Source organism: Microbacterium sufflavum, from assembly GCF_023091155.1.
Lineage (GTDB): Bacteria > Actinomycetota > Actinomycetes > Actinomycetales > Microbacteriaceae > Microbacterium > Microbacterium sufflavum.
Window position 1 is genome coordinate 1 of record NZ_JAHWXK010000003.1, and the last position, 17,517, is coordinate 17,517.

Below are 17,517 nucleotides of genomic sequence, written 5' to 3' on the forward strand. Positions count from 1 at the left end.
CTGAACGAGGATAATTTGGCATTTGACAAGTGCACGCTGTTGAGTTCTCAAGGATCGGATGCTCCCACGACCCAGCCATCACAACCAGGCCCGCAGGGCAACTTCTCTATCTTAGCCATCCCGACTCGCTTGTCAAATCAGCGCGCCGGGCGGATCGAGGATCCGCTGCGCAGCTGAGACAGCCGCAGAAGGGGTGGATCTCCCATCCTAGACGCACGCGCCTGATCTCTCAAGAGAGAAGGAATGGGAGGTGGTTCTCCGCTTGAGGGGGGTGAAGCTCTGGGCTTCTCCGCTTCCCTGTGGGGCGAACAAGTAATAAGTTACGTGGGTTCCGGGGTTCTGGCAAATCGGGGCACCACCCCCGGGCGTGTCGGCACCGCGACAGGACCACATCAGCCCGGATCAGCCGGGTTTTTCCGCTCGGAAGCCGCGGAGTAGCATCGCGCCATGGGCCCCCACCGTCCCTCCCCCCGTGCCGCCGCTCCCGCGAGGACCCGTCCGAGCGCCGCCCTGCTGCGCCGGGTCTGGACAGAGATCGGCGGAGAGCCCGCTGCCGTGCACGACGCGCTCCCAGACCTCGCCGGTCTAGGCGACGTCCCGCTCCCTGCCCGTACCGCCGCCGGGGAACTCGCGCTGGGGAGCACGGCCGCCGCGACGCTGGCGGCGGGGCGCAGGGTCGCGGACCTGGATGTCGCCCGGGTCGCCGCCGCATACCGGAGCGACCGCCTCCTCACGGTCGACGATGCTCCCCCGCCCGTCTGGTCTCCCCTGTCGGGGTTCTGGCCCACCGCCGACGGGTGGATCCGGACGCACGGCAACTACCCCCATCACGCTCGCGGGCTCCGATCCGCCCTGGGGCTCGCGCCTGACGCCGGCCGCCCCGACGTCGCCGCAGCTCTCGCCGCGCTCCCCCGCGACGAAGCCGTCCGGCGGATCGTGCACCACGGAGGACTCGCGGTCTCCGTGCGGGCCGAGCAGCCGGAGCACGACGCCCGTCTCCGCACCATGCCTCTGATCGAGGTGGCCCGTGTCGGCGATGCCGCGCCCTCCGGTCGTCCGACGTCCGGGCCTCCGTCTCCCCTCGCCGGAATCCGCGTGCTCGATCTCACGCGCGTGATCGCCGGTCCCGTCTGCACACGCACACTCGCCCTGCTCGGTGCCGACGTGCTGCGGATCGATCCCCCGGCCATCGCCGAGCTCCCCTGGCAGCACCTCGACACCGGTCACGGGAAGCGCAGCACGATCCTCGATGCCCGTGACCCGGCGATGTCCGCTCTGCTCGCCACCGCCGACGTGGTCGTCCTGGGGTACCGTCCGGCGTCGCTCGCACGACTCGGCCTGTCTCCCGACACCCTCGTCGAGAGGTACCCCGGTCTCGTCGTGGCCGAGCTCAGCGCGTGGGGTGCCGACGCGCCGGAGCGCGCGGGCTTCGACAGCCTGGTGCAGGCGGAGAGCGGAATCGCGGTGATCGAGGGCGACGACGGCGTACCCGGAGCGCTGCCCGCACAGGCGCTCGACCACAGCAGCGGCTACCTGCTCGCCGCGGCGGTGACCACGCTGCTCGGACGGCGTGCGCGCGAGAGCGGATCCTGGATCGCACGCACCTCGCTGCGCCGGGTCGCCGCCGAACTTCTCGGGATGCCGCGCCGCACGGACCCGGTCGCTGCGCCGGATCCGGACGCGGCCTCGCACGAGGCGAGGTTCGACGTCGACGGGGTATCCCTCGTCACCGCGGCACCGGTCATCCCCGGCACGGCGTTCACGGCGCCGCACCCGTGGGGGTCGGACGCACCGCGCTGGTGACGACCGCGCTGGTGACGCGCGCGGTCAGCGCGACCGGACCGGGTCCCCTCGGCGCAGAGCCACCACGGCACACAGCACGAGAGTGAGCGCACCCCACACCGCGCACGCCGGAGGCAGCACGCGATACGCCAGGTGAGCGACGGTGAACTCCGCCGTGAGGGGACCGAGCACCGCGAGACCGATCACCCACGCCGCCACCAGGATCGCCGGCAGCGAGAGCCACCAGGTCACCCGCACCGGCGAGGGCAGCCACCGGGTGACCGCGTCGCGAGGCACCGCACGCTGCAGCCGCAGCGCCGCCCACAGCCCGAGGCCGAGCAGCGCCAGCACACTCGAACCGTGCTGCACCCACTTGTACCCGAGCAGCGGACCCCACTGCTCATCCAGCATCGGGAACAGCGCGACGCCCCAGCGCCCCTCGTGCGTGAACGCGTCCCACGCGATGTGCGACAGCACGCCGAGCACGAGCGACACCGCGAGCAGCAGCGGATACCAGGGGCGACCGAGGCCGACCCCCACCGCACGGCCCGCGGCCACGGAGCCGCGGTCGTCCCACTCGCGCGGCAGCCGACGCGCGACCCACAGCGGCACCAGCTCACCGACCGACGGCCGCAGCACCACACGCCAGAGCAGGAAGAGCACGAAGGCCAGCAGCGCCGTCCAGAGCACGTTGGCCACGGAGTGCGTGAACGAGTAGTCGAGACCCACCCCGCGCAGGAAAAGCGGGAGATCCGGCGTCATCGCACCGATCGCGATCGCCGCGGGCACGAGGGGCGTGCGCACGAACGGCAGCGCGACGATCGCGTGACTCGGCGTGAACGGCATCCGGACGCCGCGTCAGCTCAGGAACACGCCGGCGAGGGTCTTCTTGCCTCGGCGCAGCACCGAGACCCCACCGGGGAGCGTGCCCTGCACGGTCGCCGTGTCGTCCGCCACCCGCTCACCGTCGAGCGACACACCGCCCTGAGTGATCGCCCGACGCGCCTCCGACAGACTCGACACGAGCCCGGTCGCGACCAGCGCATCGACCACGGGAGTGCCGGGCGCCACGGTCGCATGCGGCAGCTCATCGAGCGCGGAACGCAGCGTCGCCGGGTCGAGAGCGGTCAGGTCGCCCTGTCCGAACAGTGCCTCCGACGCGGCGATCACGGCCGCCGTCGCCTCGACGCCGTGCACGGTCGCCACGACCTCGAGCGCCAGACGCTTCTGCGCAGCGCGGCGGAACGGCTCGGTCGCGACGAGCTCGGCGTACTCCTCGATCTCGGCCCTGGTCAGGAACGTGAACACCTTGAGCCGCTCGATCACGTCGGCGTCGGCCGTCGACAGCCAGAACTGGTAGAACGCGTACGGGCTGGTGAGCTCCGCATCGATCCAGATCGCGTTGCCCTCGCTCTTGCCGAACTTGGTGCCGTCGCTGTTCGTGATCAGGGGCGTGCCGATCGCGTGCACGGACACACCCTCGACACGGTGGATCAGATCGGTGCCGCTGGTCAGGTTGCCCCACTGATCGGACCCGCCCGTCTGCAGACGGCAGTCGTACTGACGGTAGAGCTCCAGGAAGTCGAGACCCTGCAGGATCTGGTAGCTGAACTCGGTGTAGCTGATGCCCGCGTCCGAGTTGAGGCGCGCGGCGACCGCATCCTTCTTCAGCATCGTGCCGACCCGGTAGTGCTTGCCGATCTCCCGCAGGAAGTCGATGGCGGACAGCGGCGCGGTCCAGTCGAGGTTGTTCACCATGCGGGCCGCGTTGTCGCCCTCGAAGCTGAGGTAGCGCTCCACCTGTCCCCGCAGGCGATCCACCCACTCGGCCACCGTCTCGCGTGTGTTGAGCGTGCGCTCCGCGGTCGGACGGGGATCGCCGATGAGCCCGGTCGAGCCGCCGACGAGACCCAGCGGCCGGTGCCCGGCGAGCTGGAGCCGACGCAGCAGGAGCAGCTGCACCAGGTGACCCAGGTGCAGGCTCGGCGCGGTCGGATCGAACCCGCAGTAATACGTGATGGGGTCTCCCGCGAGCAGGGCGCGCAGCGCCTCCTGGTCGGTGGACACGTGGACCAGGCCACGCCACACGATCTCGTCCCACACGTTCTCGAACGTGGGATCGATCGCCTGGGGTGCGGTCGTCAGGTCGGGAGTTGACACGCGCTCCAGGCTAGCAGCGCGCGGTGCGGCATCCCGCCTCACACCGCACCGTCGAGCTCGGCGATCTCCTCGGGCGCGAGGGCGAGCTCGGCCGCGTCCAGCGCGGTGTCGAGCTGCGCGATCTTGCTCCCCCCGAGGATCGGCCGGATGCCGTGCGCGAGCAGCCATGCCAGCACGATCTGCCCGCGCTGGGCGTCGTGCGCGTGCGCGATCCGGTCGAGGACCGCGAGGCGCCGCGCGGTGCCGGGGTGGTCGTAGACCTCGGGGATCGCCTTCGCCGCGTTGTCGTACGCCCCGGACAGCAGGGGCGTGTACGCCCAGGTCTCCAGACCGTTCGCGGCGGCGTAGTCGCGCTGCTCGTCGCTCAGCACGCCGAACGGGTGCACCACCCCCGGCGGCAACGTGCCGGGGCGCGCGCGCAGATAGGTCGCGTTGAGCTGGAGCGCATCGAGCGGCGCGCTGCCGATCGCCGTCGCGTGAGCGCGGGCCCGCTCGATGCGCCAGGCGGGATGATTGGACGCGCCGACGCGCCGGACCGTCCCGCTGCCGGTGAGCGACGCGAGGCCGTCGACCGTCCGCTCGATGGGGACAGCGCGATCCTCCTGGTGCAGCCAGAGCAGATCGATGGTGTCGACGCCCAGGCGCGACAGACTGCCCTCGACCGCCTGCGCGATCGCCCGCGGCGACAGGCCCGTGCGGTGCGCGGGCCACGAGCCCGGCCACAGCGGTTCGGCACCGACCTTCGTCGACAGACGGATGCGCTCGCGGACACCGGGGCGAGCGGCGAGCCACCGACCGATCACCGCCTCGGACGCCCCGCCGTGCCCGGTGTCGCTGGCCCAGAAGCTGTAGCAGTCGGCGGTGTCGATCCAGCTGCCGCCGCGTTCGACGAAGCGGTCGAGCAGGGCGAAGGCGGTGTCCTCATCGATGAGGGTGCCGAAGGACATGGCACCGAGGACGATCGGGGATGCGCGATGCGGAGAAGCGGTCATGCAGGAAGCATGCAACCTGGAGCGCACTCCAGGTCAAGCCCTAGGATCACGGCATGACCACGACCTACACGCCGGCCGAGACCGCCGCCCGCTCCGGCTTCAGCATCGACACCCTGCGGTACTACGAGCGCGAGGGCATCCTGCCCGCGGTGCCGCGCACGGCCGGAGGCCACCGGGTGTACACCGATGCGGAGCTCGGGCTGCTCGAGTTCCTCAAGTGCCTGCGCGAGACCGGGATGCCCGTGGAGCGTCTCCGGCGGTACGGACAGCTGTGCCGCGACGACGACACCATCCCCGAGCGGATCGCCCTCCTGGAGGAACACGCCGAGACCGTGGAGCGGCAGCTCGCGGAGGTCCTCGCGCAGCAGCACCGCCTCCAGGAGAAGCTGACCTGGTACCGGAGGCAGCTGGCCTGACTCAGGTGTGCGCGGCCCACCACACCAGGAACGCGGCACCGAGCCCGATGACCCAGCTGACGAGACTGCCGACCAGGAAGTACTCGGCCCTGGCGCCGGTCTCGCCGTCGCGGGAGATCTCGGGGAACCGGACGATGCCCTTGGCCGCGAGCATGGCCGCCAGCACGGGATAGGCGGCCGCGAGGGTGAGGATCATCACCAGCACGCGCTCGAGCGGTCCGATGAGCCGACCGCCCTTGAAGCCGTTGCGCGGATCGGTCGCCGGCAGGACCGCCTCCACCGGGGCCTGCGCCGCACGCGCCGCGGCGGGTTCGGCAGTCTCGGGCGACGACGGCTCCGGGGCGACCGCGATCGGGGCGGGGTCGGCCGGCCGCCAGGTGTGCTCGCCGTCGAGGGCCGCCCGCACCACGAGGTTCGACGACTCCAGCAGGAAGACCCCGGCTCCGAGCGCGAGCACGGCGAGGTCGAACGACACCTCGCCGAAGGGCGACCGCAGCGTCCAGAGCTCGCCGATGAGCCCGGTCTCGTCGCGCGCACCCACCCACACGACCGCGCCGATGCTGAGGGCGGCCACTGCGACCGCGGGCCAGAAGCCGGCGCGGGAGGGTCGGCCGTCCGGCATGCTCCACACCCAGAGGGCACCTCCGGCGAGGCCCAGGACGGCCCAGAGGAGCGCCTCCCCTCCGATGCCGAGCAGCACGATGACCGCGGCGGCGACCACGTATCCGAGCCAGCGACGGGGCACGAACTGACGCACCAGATCGGCCGCGCCGATGGCGAGGAGCAGGAAGCCGGCGAGGATCATGCGCCCTCCCCTCGCAACGCCGCCAGTCCCTCGATGAGCGCCGCCGCCCCCGCACTGCGCAGGGACTTGGAGACGCTGGGCTGCGTGATGCTCTCCTGTGCCGCCAGCTCCTGCTGCGACCGGCCGATCAGCCGACCGTAGGTGAGGCGTCGCTCGCGCGCGGTCATGGCGCCGACGAGCTCGTCGCGGACGAGGACGTAGGCGTTGGCGGCGGCGATCACGGCGGGCATGACCTCATCCTGACCCGGGGCACCGACAATCCAGGTGCGCGTCCGCGGCACGGCGCGCTGTTCGCGGGCATGGACGGTCTCGATCGCGGCGCGCGCGGCATACCATCCCGGCCCGTCCGCGAGCTCACCGTGGACCGAATCGACCGCGCGCACCTCCCCCACGCCGATCCCGAAGCGGAAGGCGAGGTCGTCCGGCAGCCGCAGCTGGATCATCAGGAGCGAGGTGAGCGCATCGGTCAGCTCTCGATAGACGGCCTGCTGCTCGTCCCCTACCGTGGGCGTGAGCGGCTGCAGTGCGAGAGGTCGGTCGGACTCGACCTCGGCGATGGCGTCGTCGAGCGCCCGCTGGGCGGCACTGCGGTCGTCGAGCTCGCGGGAGCCCACGATGTCGGCGATCACGGCGATGACCATGGCATAACCGTAGCACGAATAAGCTGAGTTTATGCATCTTTTGGTTATAGATCGGAGATATGCCTGATATGAGCATCATGCCCTGGAGTGCAGGAACCTGGACCCACGCGCCCGCCGACGTCGCGGGCAGCGGAGCGCACCTCGACGTGACCGCCGCCGAGGGCAGCGACGCCTGGCGGCACACCGCGTACGGCTTCGTGCACGACACCGAGCACGCACTCCTCGCTCCCCTGGCCGTCGGCGAGGCGATGGAGGTGTCGTTCCGCGCCCCCTGGGAAGGACAGTTCGACCAGGCCGGCCTCTTCGTGCGCGCCGAAGACGAGCACTGGGTCAAGGCGGGCATCGAACACGCCGACGGCCACCTCGGGCTCGGCGCCGTCGTCACCGCCGTGGTCTCCGACTGGTCGGTCGGACACGTCGACGACTGGCGGGACAGCGAGATCACCGTCCGCGTCAGCCGCTGGCGCGACGCGCTGATCGTCCGCGCCGCCGCCGACGGCGGACCCTGGCGTCTCGTGCGGGTCGCGCCCTTCGACGGCGAGGCCCCCGCCGCGGCCGGACCGTTCCTCGCCGCCCCTACGCGCGCCGGGCTCACCGTCCGCTTCACACGCTGGGAGCGGACCGCCGCAGACGCCGACCTGCACTAGCCGCGCGGGTCGAGACCGCCGAGACGGGAGCGGGCCGCGGACGACCGCGGCCCCCTCCGCTCACAGCCCGAGAGCGTGCGCCGCCGCCTGGGCCCTGGCCACCAGCTCGGCGCGCTGCTCGGCCACGCGCACCGGCGCGGTCCCGCCCACGCCCGACCGGGACGCCACGGACCCCTCGATCGTCAGCACCTCCCGCACCGCGGGAACCAGGTGCTCGGACACCGACCGCAGCAGCTCGTCCGACGCCTCCTCCAGACCGATCCCCTGCTCTTCGCACGCGCGCACCAGCGCGCCGGAGATCTCGTGCGCATCGCGGAACGGCACCCGCTGCTTCACGAGCCACTCCGCCACGTCGGTCGCCAGGGAGAAGCCCTGCGGCGCCAGCTCCGCCATCCGCTCCGTGTCGAAGCGCAGCGTCGCGATCATCCCCGCGAACGCCGGCAGCACGACCTCGAGGGTCTGCACCGAATCGAACACCGGCTCCTTGTCCTCCTGCAGGTCGCGGTTGTACGCGAGCGGGAGGCCCTTGAGCGTCGCCAGCAGACCGGACAGGTTGCCGATCAGCCGCCCCGACTTCCCGCGCGCGAGCTCGGCAATGTCGGGGTTCTTCTTCTGCGGCATGATGCTCGAGCCCGTCGAGTACCCGTCGTCGAGCGTGACGAAGCCGAACTCGCGGGTGTTCCAGAGGATGATCTCCTCCGACAGGCGCGACAGATCCACGCCCGTCATCGCCGCGATGAACGCGAACTCGGCCACCACATCGCGCGCGGCCGTGCCGTCGAGCGAGTTCTCGGCCGGGCGATCGAGGCCCAGCTCGGTCGCGACGAGAGCCGGGTCCAGCCCCAGCGTCGAGCCGGCGAGCGCTCCCCCGCCGTAGGGCGAGACGCCCGCGCGACGACGCCAATCGACCAGGCGCTCCAGCTCGCGCACGAGCGGCCACGCGTGCGCCTGGAGGTGGTGCGCGAGGAGCACGGGCTGAGCGTGCTGCAGGTGCGTGCGGCCGGGAAGGATCGCCTCCGGGTGGGCCTCGGCCTGCGCCACCAGGGCATCGATCACCCGCAGCAGGTCGCGCGCGATCACCCGGGCGTGATCGATCAGGTACATCCGGACGAGGGTGGCGATCTGGTCGTTCCGGCTGCGTCCGGCGCGCAGCCGACCGCCCAGTTCCGGCCCGAGCTCCGCGATCAGCGCCTGCTCCAGCGCACCGTGCACGTCCTCATCGGTCGGGACGGGCAGCAGCGTGCCGTCGGCGACCCTGCGAGCCACCGCGTCCAGCCCGTCGTGCATGCGCTGGGCCTCGTCCGGCTCCAGATATCCGGCCGCGGCGAGCGCCGTGGCGTGCGCGTGCGAACCCGCGATGTCGTACGGCGCCAGGATCCAGTCGAAGTGGGTCGAGCGGCTGAGCTCCACCAGCTCGGGCGAGGGGCCCGTGGCGAAGCGGGCGCCCCACAGCGCGCCCTCGTTCGTGCCCTCGTGCGTCTGTCCGGTCATCACGCGTCCTTCTTGCCGAGCAGCCACACCAGCAGCGCCTTCTGCGCGTGCAGGCGGTTCTCCGCCTCGTCCCACACCACGCTCTGCGGCCCGTCGATCACCGACGAGTCCACCTCGTAGCCACGATCAGCGGGCAGGCAGTGGATGAAGATCGCCTCGTCGTCGGCGAGCTGCATGGTCTCCGGCGTCACCTTGTAACCGCCCAGATCGCGGATGCGTGCGATCTTCTCCTCTTCCTTGCCCATCGACACCCAGGTGTCGGTCACCACGACGTCGGCACCGGCCGCCGCCTCGACCGGGTCGGTGAACAGGGTGATGGAGCCGCCGGTCTCCGCCGCACGGCGGTCGGCGGCCTCGATCACATCGGCGCGCGGCGCGTAGTCCTCGGGCGAGGCGATCCGCACGTGCATGCCCGCCGTGACCCCGGCGAGCGCGTAGGAGTGGGCCATGTTGCTCTGCCCGTCACCGAAGAACGTCAGGGTCAGTCCCTTCAGGTCGCCCTTGTGCTCGCGGATGGTCAGCAGGTCGGCGAGGAGCTGACAGGGGTGGAAGTCGTCGGACAGGGCGTTGATGACGGGAACGCGGGTGCCCTCCGCCATCTCCTCGAGTCCCGCCTGCGCGTACGTGCGCCACACGATCGCGGCGACCTGGCGCTCCAGCACCCGTGCGGTGTCGGACGGCGTCTCCTTGCCGCCCAGCTGGCTGCTCGCGGTCGAGATGATCAGCGGGCTGCCGCCCAGATCCGCGATGCCCACCGCGAACGACACCCGGGTGCGGGTGGACGACTTGTCGAAGATCACGGCGACGGTCTGCGGGCCCGCGAGGCTCTTGTCGGCCCAGCGGTCCTTCTTGAGCTCGAGGGCGAGGTCGAGGATCTCCGCCTGCTCGGCGGGCGTGAGGTCGTCGTCGCGCAGCAGGTGGCGGGTCATGCGGGTACCTTTCCGGGGGCGGAGGAGTGGACGTCGGCGAGGCTCGCCGCGAACAGCTCGCGGAACTCGGCCAGCTCGGCGTCGCCGATCGTGAGGGCGGGCGCGATGCGCACGGTCTCGGGGTTCGCGGCGTTCACGATCAGACCGCGCTCCTGGGCTGCCGCGACCACGGCTCCGGCGACCGGCTCGGTGAGCGCGACGCCGACGAGGAGGCCACGGCCGCGGACACCCGCGAGGAGCGGCGAGTCGATGCCCAGGATGATCTCGCGCAGCTCGGCGCCACGGCGGGCCGCATTGCCGACCAGATCCGCGCGTTCGATCTCGGCCAGCACCGCGTCGGCCACGGCGGTCGCGAGCGGGTTGCCGCCGAACGTGGAGCCGTGGGAACCGGGAGTGAACAGGGCGCTCGCGGCACCGTACGTGACCAGGGCCCCGATCGGGAACCCGCCGCCGATGCCCTTGGCGAGCGTGATCGCGTCGGGCGTGACGCCCTCGTGACTGAAGCCGAACCACTCGCCCGTGCGGCCGGCACCGGTCTGGATCTCGTCGACGATCAGCAGAGCCCCGTGCGCGAGCGTGAGCGAGCGCGCCGCCGCGAGGTAGCCCTCCGGCAGCTCGACGACACCGGCCTCGCCCTGGATGGGCTCGACGATGACGGCCGCGACCCGGTCGTCCATCGCGGCCTCCAACGCCTCGACGGTGGCCGGGATGTGCTCGACCCCGCCCGGCATCGGAGCGAACGGCGCGCGCATCGACTCCTTCGCCGTCAGCGCGAGGGACCCCATGGTGCGACCGTGGAACCCGTTCTCCAGCGCGAGGATGCGCGGGCGCTCCGCTCCACCGTGCAGGCGCGCGAGCTTGAACGCGGCCTCGTTGGCCTCGGCCCCCGAGTTGGAGAAGAACACGCGCCCGTCGATGCCGGCACCCGCGAGACGCTTGAGCCGTGCGGCGAGCGCGAGCTGCGGCGGCGTCGCGAAGTAGTTCGAGACGTGCGCGAGCGTGGCCGCCTGCGTGGCGACCGCGTCGACGAAGACCGGGTGCGCGTGACCGAGCGAGGTCACGGCGATGCCGGCGAGGAAGTCGAGGTAGCGTCGGCCGTCGGCATCCCACAGGTACGAGCCCTCTCCACGGGTCAGCAGCGCCAGCCGCTCCCCCGCGTTGAGCACGAGATCACGTGCCGCGTCGTCCTGCCAGACGGTCATGCCGTCGCCCCTTTCTCTCCCAGGACCACTTCGGTCCCGATTCCCTTGCTGGTGAACAGTTCGACGAGCACCGAGTGCGGTACCCGTCCGTCGATGATCGCCGCGGCGTCCACGCCGCCCTCGACCGCGTCCAGGCACGCCCGCATCTTCGGGATCATGCCCGACTCCAGGCGCGGCAGCATCTCGATCAGCGCATCCGAGGTGAGGTGCGACACGAGCGAGTCGCGGTTGGGCCAGTCGGCGTACAACCCCGGCACGTCGGTGAGGATCACCAGCTTGCGCGCCCCGAGCGCCACGGCGAGTGCCGCGGCGGCCGCATCCGCGTTCACGTTCAGCGACTGGCCGGGGTGGTCGAGGTCGGGCGCGATGCTCGAGATGACCGGGATGCGACCGGCCGCGAGGTGGTCGAGCACCGCGGTGGGGTCGACCTGCACCACGTCGCCGACCCGGCCGAGGTCGATCTCCTCGCCGTCGACGACCACGCCGCGGCGACGCCCGCCGAACAGACCGGCGTCCTCTCCGCTGAGCCCCGTGGCGATCGGCCCGTGCGAGTTGATCTTCGCCACGAGCTGCGGGTTCACCTGCCCGGTGAGCACCATGCGCACGACACTGATCGCCTCGGTGTTGGTGACGCGGTATCCGCCCTTGAACTCGCTCGGGATCTCCAGCCGCTGCAGCATGTCGGAGATCTGCGGCCCGCCGCCGTGCACGACCACGGGCTGCACGCCGACGTAGCGGAGGTAGGCGATGTCCTGCGCGAAGGCCTCCTGCAGCTCGTCCGAGACCATGGCGTTGCCGCCGTACTTGACCACGACGATCTGGTCGCGGAAGGTCTTCAGCCACGGCAGCGACTCGATCAGCGTGGTCGCCTTCTGCGCGGCGACGTCGGGCGTGGTGTCCTGGATGTCGGTCATGAGGCGTAGGCGCTGTTCTCGTGCACGTAGTCGTGGGTCAGGTCGTTCGTGAGCACCGTCGCGGTGGCCTCGCCGACCTTGAGGTCGATCAGCAGGTGGGTGGCGCGCGGCGTGAGGTCGACCTCCTCGCGCGGACGGTCGGGGCCGCCCGCCGTGCACACCCGGACCCCGTTCATCCACACGTCCACGTCGTACGGGTCGAACTGCGCGTTGGTGGTGCCGATCGCCGCGAGCACCCGACCCCAGTTGGGGTCGTTGCCGAAGATCGCGGCCTTGAAGAGGTTGTTGCGGGCGACCGAACGGCCCACCTCGACGGCCTCCTGCTCGGTGATCGCGTGGCGCACCTCGATCGTGATGTCGTGGCTCGCTCCCTCGGCATCGCCCTGCAGCTTCACCGCGAGCTCCTGGCAGAGCGCCGTGAGCGCCTCCGCGAAGTCGTCGAGGTCCGGCACGACCTCGGAGGCCCCGTTGGCCAGCAGCGTGACCTGGTCGTTGGTCGACATGCAGCCGTCCGAGTCGAGCCGGTCGAACGTCTGCCCCGTCGCACGGCGCAGCGCCTCATCGGCCTGCAGCGGCTCCAGCACCGCGTCGGTCGTGAGCACCACGAGCATGGTCGCCAGGCCCGGGGCGAGCATGCCCGCGCCCTTCGCCATGCCGCCGATCGTCCAGCCGTCGCGCGACACGACAGCGGTCTTCGCGACCGTGTCGGTGGTCATGATGGCGTGTGCGGCGCTCTCTCCCCCGTCGGCGCTGAGCTCGGCGATGGCCTGCGCCGTGCCCTCGAGCACCTTGGCGCGGAAGGCCTCGTCGCCCGTGCCGATCAGGCCCGTCGAGCAGACGAGCACGTCGCCCGCGCTGATGCCCAGCAGCTCGGCGGCCGTCTCGGCGGTCTGGTGCGTGGTCTGGAAGCCGAAGCTGCCGGTGAAGCAGTTCGCCCCGCCCGAGTTGAGCACCACGGCCTCGACCACCCGGTCGGCCACGGCCTGCTGCGACCAGATGATGGGGTTCGCCTTGGCGCGGTTGCTGGTGAACACCGCGGCTCCGACCTTGCGCGGGCCCCGGTTCACGACCACGGCGACGTCGGGCTTGCCAGTGGACTTGAGGCCGACGGCGACCCCGGCTGCTTCGAATCCTGCGGGTGCGGTAACGCTCACGGGGCGACTCCGTTGATCGAGAGGGCACGGGCCTCGGGGAGCCCCAGCGCGATGTTCATGGACTGGATGGCGGCACCGGCCGTGCCCTTGACGAGGTTGTCGACGGCGGTGACGACGGTGACCCGATTGGCGGAGCGGTCGATCGCCAGGCCGATCAGGGCGGTGTTGGCGCCCAGGACGTCGGCGGTGCGGGGGAAGCTGCCCGCCGGCAGCAGCTGCACGAAGGTCTCCTCGCCGTACGCGCTCTCCCAGGCCGCGCGGATCTCCGCGTCGGTCGCGCCCTCGACGATCGGCGCGGTGGAGGTGGCGAGGATGCCCCGCGACATCGGGACGAGCACCGGCGTGAACGAGATGCGGATGTCGGCGCCCGAGGCGTCGGCGTCGGCCGGACGGGCCGCAGCGAGCGCCTGCCGGATCTCCGGGATGTGCCGGTGGGTGCCGCCGACCGCGTAGGGGTTGGCCGAGCCGAGGATCTCGCTGGCGAGCAGGTTCGGCTTGAGGCTCTTGCCCGCCCCGGACGGGCCGACGGCGAGGACCGACACGATGTCGGACGGGTCGATCACTCCGGCGGCGACACCCGGTGCGAGGCTCAGGCTGACCGTGGAGGCGTTGCATCCGGGAGCCGCGATGCGCGTCGCCCCGCGCAGCGCGTCGCGCTGCCGTCCGCCCGCGACCGGCAGCTCGGGAACGCCGTACGCCCACGGCTCATGGAACGCGCCGCCGTAGAAGGCGTCCCAGGCGGCCGACGAGGTGAGCCGGTGGTCGGCGCCCGCGTCGATCACCAGCGGGACGTCGCCGAGCGCGTCGGTGTACTGCCCCGACTGGCCGTGCGGGAGGGCGAGGAACACGATGTCGTGACCGGCCAGGATCTCGGGAGTCGTGTCCTGGAGCGTGAGATGCGCGAGCGAGCGGAGGTGCGGCTGGTGGTCGACGAGCGGTTGACCGGCGTTCGAGTGCGCGGTGACGGTGCGGATCTCGATGTCGGGGTGGGCGGCCAGGAGGCGGAGGATCTCGCCGCCTGCATAGCCCGATGCGCCGGAGACGGCGACGGAGTACGTCATGCTTCTACCTTAACGGTCGGGTCCTCGACGATTTCGGGACCGGGGGCGGGGCCGAAGGCGGCGACACCGGCACTCGACCGCCGCGCACGCGCAGGCAGGAGGGCGGGGTCGCCTAGAGTCGGCGGCCGCGGCGTCGGCGCACAGCGATGACGCTCGGAGCGAGCGTCGAAGGAGCGGTGGCGGCCGAAGGCATGTCGCGACAGTAGCGCGGCCGTCGTCGCCACCGCAAATCCGCACCGTCATCCGACGGCGGCGGCCTCCAGCGGCGCGGCGAAGAACGCCAGCTCGTGTGCGCTCGACGTGCGGAACGCGCGCCGCATGCGCTCCCGTCCGGAGGCGTCAGACCGCGATGCCGCCGCGGTCGCGAAAGCGATGGCCTGCGCCGTCGCCTCCTCGAACGCCGGATCGGCGTAGGTCGACAGCCACGAGGCATAGGGGTGATCGGGATCACGGGCCTCCACGCCGAAGTCTCCCGCGTGCAGCCGCCTGCCCAGATCGGTGTACAGCCAGAAGCACGGCAGCACGGCGGCGACGAGCTCGGCATGATCGCCGCCGAACGCGACCGATCGCAGATGGTCGAGGTACGCGGTGGTCGCGGGCGCGGGTTCCGCCGCGAACGTCTCCGCGCTCACCCCGCGCTCGGGCGTGAGCCACGACGCGTGCAGCTCCAGCTCCCCCACGATCGATCCGTGCGCCGCGTGCGCCCAGAACGCCTGCTCCGCCGAGGTGGGAGCGGTCCGCGCCGCGGCCGCGAGCACCCTCGCGTACTCGCGCAGGTACAGCGCATCCTGCGCGAGGTAGAACAGGAACGGCTCGCGCGCGAGTGTGCCGTCGGCGAGACCGCGGAGGAAGGGCAGCGCGTCGATCCCGTCGCGCACGTCGGAGATGTCCTGCCACCAGTCGCCGGCGATCTCCTCCGCCGTCTGCCGGGTTTCCAGGTCGCCGCGGTCCCACATTCCAGCGAAATGATGGACGGGCCCATGTCCCTGCCCCACGGCGAGCGCACCCGCCGCCCGCAGCGACTCTCGCAGCCAGGCGCGCGCGGCACGCACCGCGTCGGACGGGGTGAGACCGCGGGCGAGCAGGGTGGCGAGCGCCGACGACAGGGAACAGCCGGTGCCGTGAGTGTTGGTGGTGGGGATGCGCGCTCCGGGGAACTCGTCCCGCAGGCCGCGGTCCGCGTCCACCAGCGCATCCGGCGCCTCGTCACCCGTGAGATGCCCGCCCTTCACGAGCACCGCGGCGCCGATGTCGGCCGACAGCTCCTCAGCAGCGGCGAGCGCATCCGGCCAGTCGGTGACGGGGCGACCGACCAGCACGGCGAGCTCGGCGAGGTTCGGCGTGACCACCGTGGCGCGCGTCAGCAGCCCCCGCAGTTCACGCTCCGCGTCGGGGGCGAGCAGACGGTCGCCCGATGTCGCCACCATGACCGGGTCGAGCACCACCACCGGGGGACGCTGCACATCGAGCCAGTCGGCCACCGTGCGGATGACCTCGGCGTCGGCGAGCATCCCGATCTTCACGGCGTCGATGACGATGTCGTCGGACACGGCGTCCAGCTGCGCGCGGAGGAAATCCGCCGGAGGAACGTGGACCGCCCGCACTCCCCGCGTGTTCTGCGCCGTGAGGGCGGTGAGCGCCGCCATCCCGTATCCGCCGTTCGCGGCGATCGCCTTCAGGTCGGCCTGGATGCCGGCGCCGCCCGACGGGTCGCTGCCGGCGATGCTGAGCACACGCGGCACGACCCCCGCCCGCCAACGACGACGGAACGCGGAGGCCGTCTCCCCGGGGTCCGCGGCGGCGCAGAGCGCGGAGACCACGGCGAGCCCCGCCGCGCCTGCGGCCTGGAGCGCCTCGGTGTCATCGATGCCGACCCCGCCGATCGCGACGCACGGGAGCGGGCTCTCGGCCGCGAAGGCCGCGAACCCCTCGACGCCGAGCGGCTCCGGGTGGTCCGGTTTGGTGCTCGTGGGGCGGATCACCCCGACACCGAGGTAATCGACGGTGCCCTGCGGCAGTGCGCGCACGGCATCGAGGTGTTCACGGGTGTTCGCGGTGAGTCCGATGAGCGCGTCCGGACCGAGCAGCTCTCGCGCACGCCGCACCGACGCATCGGCCTGGCCGAGATGCACGCCGTCGACCCGCGCGCCGCGCGCCCGCGCCTCGACAGCGGCGTCCAGACGATCGTTGACCATCAGCAGCGCCCGCCCGTCGATCACGGCGGAGAGCGCGATCAGCTGCTCGACGGTCTCCTCGTGCGCGGCGTTCTTGTCGCGCAGCTGCACGATGCGTGCGCCGCCGTCGACCGCGCGGCGCACGGTCTCGACCACACCGCGCTTCCCGCACAGCCCGGGATCGGTGACGAGATACAGCGAGAAGTCGGCACTCATCGGGTCTCCTCCGACACGCGGGCGCCCGCGGCGACGTCATCCGCGGTCACGGCGTCGAGCGCGTCCAGCAGCGCGACAGCGAAAGTGCCGGGCCCTGCGGCGACCGGGGCGGCGTGCTCAGCCGCCACGGTGTAGACGAGGGTCGCCGCGGCGACCGCCGTGAGCGCATCGTCTCCCGTCTGCTGAGCAGTTCCGAGGAAGGCCGCCATCACGGCGCCCAGAGCACAGCCGCCACCCGTCACGCGCGTGAGCAGTTCGTGGCCGTTGGCGATGCGCACGACGCGATCGCCGTCGGTGATCAGGTCGACGGGCCCGGACACGGCCACCACGGCTCCCGTGGTGCGGGCGAGCTCCTGCGCCGCCCCGGCAGCGGCCTCGGTGCCGTCGGTCGCGTCGACGCCGCGACCGCCGGCCGTGTGGCCTGCCAGGGCGAGGATCTCGGACGCATTGCCGCGGATCGCGGTCGGACGCCGCGCCGCGAGCTCATGCGCGAGGGTCGTGCGCACCGGCAGCACGCCGATCGCGACCGGGTCGAGCACCCACGGGGTGCCGGACGCCGCGGCTCCCGTCACGGCCTCCACGCTCGCGGCGCGCTGCTCGGGCGTCGGCGTGCCCAGGTTGATCAGCAGACCGGAGGCCACACCGGCGAACATCTCGGCCTCGCCGACGATGTCGACCATCGCGGGCGCGGCGCCCAGGGCGAGCAGCACGTTGGCGGTGAAGCCCGTGACGACCGCGTTGGTGACGCAGTGCGTCAACGGAGGCGACTGCCGCAGCGCCTCCCGCAGTCTTCCCGCCGAGGCGGCGAGGTCGGGGGTGGAAACAGGACGCAGAAGATCGCTCATCGCGACATCCCTTCGCTAGTACGAACTAGATCAGGTTCGACGGGTGTGATCTCAGCCGCGGATGCGGCACCCCGTGTCACTGCCTCGC

At 71.9% G+C, this 17,517-nt stretch carries 16 protein-coding genes and 1 riboswitch; of the genes, 3 read left to right on the forward strand and 13 right to left on the reverse strand.

Annotation, left to right across the window (positions count from 1 at the left end):
• Positions 1 to 447: 447 nt before the first annotated feature.
• The gene (locus KZC56_RS16115) at positions 448 to 1,803 is read left to right on the forward strand and encodes a CoA transferase (protein ID WP_247639006.1); all 1,356 of its coding nucleotides are present in this window, start codon (positions 448 to 450) and stop codon (positions 1,801 to 1,803) included.
• A gap of 24 nt (positions 1,804 to 1,827) precedes the next feature.
• Here KZC56_RS16115 and KZC56_RS16120 read toward each other — a convergent pair whose 3' ends face one another.
• The 3 genes from KZC56_RS16120 to KZC56_RS16130 are packed head-to-tail and all read right to left on the reverse strand — an operon-like array spanning position 1,828 to position 4,934.
• The gene (locus KZC56_RS16120; protein WP_247639007.1) at positions 1,828 to 2,628 is read right to left on the reverse strand and encodes a DUF4184 family protein; all 801 of its coding nucleotides are present in this window, start codon (positions 2,626 to 2,628) and stop codon (positions 1,828 to 1,830) included.
• Between the two features lie 12 nt (positions 2,629 to 2,640).
• Positions 2,641 to 3,942: a tyrosine--tRNA ligase gene (tyrS, locus tag KZC56_RS16125; protein ID WP_247639008.1), complete on the reverse strand. Its 1,302-nt coding sequence runs from the start codon at positions 3,940 to 3,942 to the stop codon at positions 2,641 to 2,643.
• Between the two features lie 38 nt (positions 3,943 to 3,980).
• On the reverse strand, positions 3,981 to 4,934 hold the full coding sequence (locus KZC56_RS16130) for an aldo/keto reductase (RefSeq protein ID WP_136036547.1): 954 nt from the start codon (positions 4,932 to 4,934) through the stop codon (positions 3,981 to 3,983).
• A gap of 53 nt (positions 4,935 to 4,987) precedes the next feature.
• On the opposite strand from KZC56_RS16130, the gene KZC56_RS16135 reads away from it, so the two are divergent.
• Positions 4,988 to 5,350, forward strand: coding sequence for a MerR family transcriptional regulator (locus tag KZC56_RS16135; RefSeq protein WP_136034243.1), 363 nt, complete (start codon positions 4,988 to 4,990; stop codon positions 5,348 to 5,350).
• Between the two features lies 1 nt (position 5,351).
• Here the strand turns inward: KZC56_RS16135 and KZC56_RS16140 are convergent, their stop codons facing one another.
• Positions 5,352 to 6,155 carry a hypothetical protein gene (locus tag KZC56_RS16140; protein WP_136036548.1) on the reverse strand — a complete coding sequence of 268 codons (804 nt, stop codon included), beginning with the start codon at positions 6,153 to 6,155 and terminating at the stop codon, positions 5,352 to 5,354.
• Positions 6,152 to 6,796: a SatD family protein gene (locus KZC56_RS16145; RefSeq protein WP_136036549.1), complete on the reverse strand. Its 645-nt coding sequence runs from the start codon at positions 6,794 to 6,796 to the stop codon at positions 6,152 to 6,154. Before KZC56_RS16145 ends, KZC56_RS16140 begins: the two co-directional genes overlap by 4 nt.
• Positions 6,797 to 6,864: 68 nt before the next feature.
• On the opposite strand from KZC56_RS16145, the gene KZC56_RS16150 reads away from it, so the two are divergent.
• Positions 6,865 to 7,443, forward strand: a complete 579-nt coding sequence (locus tag KZC56_RS16150) for a DUF1349 domain-containing protein (RefSeq protein WP_247639009.1) — start codon at positions 6,865 to 6,867, stop codon at positions 7,441 to 7,443.
• A 60-nt stretch (positions 7,444 to 7,503) separates the two neighbouring features.
• Here the strand turns inward: KZC56_RS16150 and argH are convergent, their stop codons facing one another.
• From argH to thiM, 8 genes are all read right to left on the reverse strand, one after another.
• Positions 7,504 to 8,934 (reverse strand): argininosuccinate lyase, encoded by a 1,431-nt coding sequence (gene argH / locus KZC56_RS16155; RefSeq protein WP_206253210.1) that lies wholly within the window; start codon positions 8,932 to 8,934, stop codon positions 7,504 to 7,506.
• Positions 8,934 to 9,863, reverse strand: coding sequence for an ornithine carbamoyltransferase (gene argF / locus KZC56_RS16160; RefSeq protein WP_136035884.1), 930 nt, complete (start codon positions 9,861 to 9,863; stop codon positions 8,934 to 8,936). Before argF ends, argH begins: the two co-directional genes overlap by 1 nt.
• On the reverse strand, positions 9,860 to 11,065 hold the full coding sequence (locus KZC56_RS16165; protein ID WP_136034255.1) for an acetylornithine transaminase: 1,206 nt from the start codon (positions 11,063 to 11,065) through the stop codon (positions 9,860 to 9,862). Before KZC56_RS16165 ends, argF begins: the two co-directional genes overlap by 4 nt.
• A complete protein-coding gene (gene argB / locus KZC56_RS16170; RefSeq protein ID WP_136044381.1) occupies positions 11,062 to 11,979 on the reverse strand; it encodes an acetylglutamate kinase in 918 nt (305 codons plus the stop codon). The genes KZC56_RS16165 and argB overlap by 4 nt, the downstream gene beginning before the upstream one ends.
• Positions 11,976 to 13,133 carry a bifunctional glutamate N-acetyltransferase/amino-acid acetyltransferase ArgJ gene (argJ, locus tag KZC56_RS16175; protein ID WP_247639010.1) on the reverse strand — a complete coding sequence of 386 codons (1,158 nt, stop codon included), beginning with the start codon at positions 13,131 to 13,133 and terminating at the stop codon, positions 11,976 to 11,978. Before argJ ends, argB begins: the two co-directional genes overlap by 4 nt.
• A complete protein-coding gene (gene argC, locus KZC56_RS16180; protein ID WP_247639011.1) occupies positions 13,130 to 14,194 on the reverse strand; it encodes an N-acetyl-gamma-glutamyl-phosphate reductase in 1,065 nt (354 codons plus the stop codon). Before argC ends, argJ begins: the two co-directional genes overlap by 4 nt.
• A 239-nt stretch (positions 14,195 to 14,433) precedes the next feature.
• Entirely contained in the window at positions 14,434 to 16,584 is a 2,151-nt protein-coding gene (locus KZC56_RS16185; RefSeq protein WP_247639012.1) for a bifunctional hydroxymethylpyrimidine kinase/phosphomethylpyrimidine kinase, read from the reverse strand.
• A complete protein-coding gene (gene thiM / locus KZC56_RS16190; RefSeq protein ID WP_247639013.1) occupies positions 16,581 to 17,429 on the reverse strand; it encodes a hydroxyethylthiazole kinase in 849 nt (282 codons plus the stop codon). The genes KZC56_RS16185 and thiM overlap by 4 nt, the downstream gene beginning before the upstream one ends.
• Positions 17,420 to 17,513, reverse strand: a riboswitch (TPP riboswitch). Its footprint overlaps the gene before it by 10 nt.
• Positions 17,514 to 17,517: the final 4 nt, after the last annotated feature.

Excerpts from the sequence above, each read along its gene's own strand:
- KZC56_RS16115 (WP_247639006.1), top strand. The coding sequence starts at position 448 with ATGGGCCCCCACCGTCCCTCCCCCCGTGCCGCCGCTCCCGCGAGGACC.
- KZC56_RS16150 (WP_247639009.1), top strand. The coding sequence starts at position 6,865 with ATGAGCATCATGCCCTGGAGTGCAGGAACCTGGACCCACGCGCCCGCC.
- KZC56_RS16120 (WP_247639007.1), bottom strand. The coding sequence starts at position 2,628 with ATGCCGTTCACGCCGAGTCACGCGATCGTCGCGCTGCCGTTCGTGCGC.
- argB (WP_136044381.1), bottom strand. The coding sequence starts at position 11,979 with ATGACCGACATCCAGGACACCACGCCCGACGTCGCCGCGCAGAAGGCG.
- KZC56_RS16130 (WP_136036547.1), bottom strand. The coding sequence starts at position 4,934 with ATGACCGCTTCTCCGCATCGCGCATCCCCGATCGTCCTCGGTGCCATG.
- argC (WP_247639011.1), bottom strand. The coding sequence starts at position 14,194 with ATGACGTACTCCGTCGCCGTCTCCGGCGCATCGGGCTATGCAGGCGGC.
- thiM (WP_247639013.1), bottom strand. The coding sequence starts at position 17,429 with ATGAGCGATCTTCTGCGTCCTGTTTCCACCCCCGACCTCGCCGCCTCG.
- argF (WP_136035884.1), bottom strand. The coding sequence starts at position 9,863 with ATGACCCGCCACCTGCTGCGCGACGACGACCTCACGCCCGCCGAGCAG.
- argH (WP_206253210.1), bottom strand. The coding sequence starts at position 8,934 with ATGACCGGACAGACGCACGAGGGCACGAACGAGGGCGCGCTGTGGGGC.
- KZC56_RS16185 (WP_247639012.1), bottom strand. The coding sequence starts at position 16,584 with ATGAGTGCCGACTTCTCGCTGTATCTCGTCACCGATCCCGGGCTGTGC.
- KZC56_RS16140 (WP_136036548.1), bottom strand. The coding sequence starts at position 6,155 with ATGATCCTCGCCGGCTTCCTGCTCCTCGCCATCGGCGCGGCCGATCTG.
- KZC56_RS16135 (WP_136034243.1), top strand. The coding sequence starts at position 4,988 with ATGACCACGACCTACACGCCGGCCGAGACCGCCGCCCGCTCCGGCTTC.
- KZC56_RS16165 (WP_136034255.1), bottom strand. The coding sequence starts at position 11,065 with ATGACCGTCTGGCAGGACGACGCGGCACGTGATCTCGTGCTCAACGCG.
- KZC56_RS16145 (WP_136036549.1), bottom strand. The coding sequence starts at position 6,796 with ATGGTCATCGCCGTGATCGCCGACATCGTGGGCTCCCGCGAGCTCGAC.